This is a genomic window from Pontiella sp. (genome assembly GCF_041622395.1).
In the GTDB taxonomy this organism is placed as follows: domain Bacteria; phylum Verrucomicrobiota; class Kiritimatiellia; order Kiritimatiellales; family Pontiellaceae; genus Pontiella.
Map to the genome: position 1 here is coordinate 1 of NZ_JBFJYW010000383.1, position 2,820 is coordinate 2,820.

Below are 2,820 nucleotides of genomic sequence, written 5' to 3' on the forward strand. Positions count from 1 at the left end.
CGAACTTGACGCCGCCGCCCCTGCCGCGGCCGCCGGCATGCACCTGCGCCTTGACGACGAACTGCTCCGTCGAATGCGCCTGGGCCACCTGCGCAATCGCCGCCTCGGCCTGCGCCGGATCCGCGATGGTCATGCCGTCCTGGATCGGAATGCCGTAGCTTTTCAGCAGCTCCTTGGCTTGGTATTCATGTATTTTCATTCGATTCCTTTTTTTCAACCTGTTCGACGGTATCGTGTATGAAGCGCAGAATCTGCCGGATGGTCACCAGCCCGAACCCGCCGCTTTTCAGCCGGATCGGCACATGCCGGTGCCCGCTGATCGAGAGAATGTTGATGACGTCGCCGATGGAATTCGACTCGTCCATGATTTCATAGACCGGCCGCATGATCGCCGAGATCGGCTGGCGGTCGCGGTCGATGGAGGTGAGCACCACGTTCTGGATGATGTCGCGCTCCGAAAGCAGGCCGTACAGGCGCTTCGAGTCGCCCACCAGGATGCACTCGATATGCGCCGCTTTGAAATGGGCGATCGCCGAAGCAATGCTGTCGCGCGGCGAAAGCATTTTCGAGCGCTGGTAGTCGTAGTCGTAGAAGATTTTGCCCACGGTCGTCTTCAGGCTGGCGGTCAGCGGATCCGTGGATTTGAGCAGGGCCTGGATCTGTTCGTCCATGATGGACGACTCATCGTTCTCCTGCGCCCCGATGCCGGTGGAGCGCTTGATGGTTGCGCCGTTGTTGGAGACCGTCCAATATTCGGTCCCGCGCAGCAATGCCTGCAGATTGCGGCGGCCCTTCAGCGCGGTAACCGCCTTGATCTGCGCTTCGAGCTCATCTTCATAAACGGGTTTTTTGACGGCGTGGAAAATGCCCACCGGAAGCGGGAAGTCGGGCGCATCCATCTTGATCAGCATCGAAGCATAGACGGGGTCGGCGCGATACATGTCGTGCCGGACCAGGTCCGCTTCGGAGATGCCCTGTTCCCCGATGGTGACCACCACCGGATCGGTGCCGCGCAAAACGATGCCTTTGTTGCGTTTCTCGCCGAAGACCAGCGGCTGGCCCTGCTCCAGATAGAGCAGGCGGTCGTCGCGGGTCGACCGGTCCGAAATCTCGCTCCACGCTTTTTTATTGAAAATCACGCAGCTCTGCAGAATTTCGACGAAGGAGGTGCCATGGTGTTCCGCGCCGGCCTTGAGCACGTCGCTCATGTGCTTCGGATCGGAGTCGAGCGCGCGGCCGATGAAGGTTGCCTCGGCGGCCAGCGCGATGCGCAGGGGATTGATCGGCTCGTCGATCACCCCGTAGGGGCTGGTTTTGGTAATCTGCCCCTTCACCGACGTCGGGCTGTACTGCCCCTTGGTGAGCCCGTAGATGCGGTTGTTGAGCAGGATGATATTCAGGTCGAGATTGCGGCGCAGCGCGTGGATCAGATGGTTGCCGCCGATGCTCAGCCCGTCGCCGTCGCCGGTAATCACCCAGACGGAAAGCTCGGGATTGGCGACCTTGATGCCGGTGGCAATGGTCGGCGCCCGCCCGTGGATCGAGTGGAACCCGAAGGTATCCATGTAGTAGGGAAACCGGCTGGAGCAGCCGATGCCGCTGACGAACACGAACTTTTCCTTCGGGATGCCGAGCTGCGGCAACACCGACTGGACGGCGTTCAACACGGCATAGTCGCCGCAACCGGGACACCAGCGCACCTCGGAGGAGGAGACGAAATCCTTGCGGGTCAGATATTCCTTCAAGCCGTTCATCATTCCGCCCCCTGAAGGTGTTCGCGCAGCGCGTCCACGAGCTCCGTGATCCGGAACATGCGGCCGTGCAGCTTGTTTACCGATTTGACATCGACCAGGAATTCGGCGCGCAGCACCCGCGAAAGTTGCCCGAGATTCATTTCCGGAACCACAACGGTATCGAATTGTTTCATCAAGTCGCCGAGACCGTGCGGCAATGGATTCAGGTGCCGCAGGTGGATATAGCTGACGGCTTCGCCGGCGGACTGCAAGCGTTCGACCGCCATCCGGATGGCGCCGTAGGTACTGCCCCAGCCGATCACCAGCAGCTTGCCCGTCGGGTTGCCCAGCAGCGCCGGCAACGGAATATCGTTGGCGATGCCCTTCACTTTGTCGGCGCGCAGGCGGCACATCTTTTCATGGTTTTCCGCATCGTAGCTCACCTGCCCCGCTTCCGTTTTTTCCAGCCCGCCGATGCGGTGCTCGAAGCCCGGCCGGCCGGGGATGGCCAGCCGGCGCGCCAGCGTTTTGGGATCGCGCCGGTAGGGCACGTACTCCTCGCCCTGCCGGATGGGTTCGACGGAAATATCCGGGATATCCGTCACCGACGGGATCTTCCAGGGTTCGGAGCCGTTGGCCAGATAGGTGTCGGTCAGCATCACGACCGGCGTGCGGTATTTCAGCGCCAGGCGCGCGGCTTCGATGGCGCAATCAAAACAGTCCGCCGGCGAATCGGCCGCAATCACCGCCACGGGCGATTCACCGTTGCGCCCATACAGCGTTTGCAGCAGGTCGGCCTGCTCGGTCTTGGTGGGCAGCCCGGTGCTGGGCCCCGCGCGCTGGACGTTGATCACCACCAGCGGAAGCTCGGTGATGACCGCCAGGCCAAGGGCTTCCGACTTGAGGCAGAGCCCGGGGCCGCTGGTGGTGGTCACCGCCAAAGCCCCGGCGAAGGACGCGCCGATCGCCACGCCGATGGCGGCGATCTCGTCCTCGGCCTGCACGGTCTTGACGTTGAAGTTGCGGTGTTTGGAAAGGGTTTCGAGAATCGGGGTGGCCGGCGTGATGGGATAGCTGCCCAGCACCA

Annotated in this window: 2 protein-coding genes and 1 pseudogene; all 3 read right to left on the bottom strand. The window is 62.2% G+C overall.

Annotation, left to right across the window (positions count from 1 at the left end; all coding sequences use genetic code 11):
• Positions 1-199: ATP-grasp domain-containing protein (locus ABYO54_RS15785; RefSeq protein ID WP_372809192.1), on the bottom strand; the 199-nt coding region annotated here is incomplete at its 3' end.
• Positions 186-1,757, bottom strand: coding sequence for a thiamine pyrophosphate-dependent enzyme (locus ABYO54_RS15790; protein WP_372809193.1), 1,572 nt, complete (start codon positions 1,755-1,757; stop codon positions 186-188). The genes ABYO54_RS15790 and ABYO54_RS15785, both read right to left, overlap by 14 nt.
• A pseudogene (locus ABYO54_RS15795) lies at positions 1,754-2,820 on the bottom strand (2-oxoglutarate ferredoxin oxidoreductase subunit alpha); the annotation flags it as partial. The gene ABYO54_RS15790 and the pseudogene ABYO54_RS15795, both read right to left, overlap by 4 nt.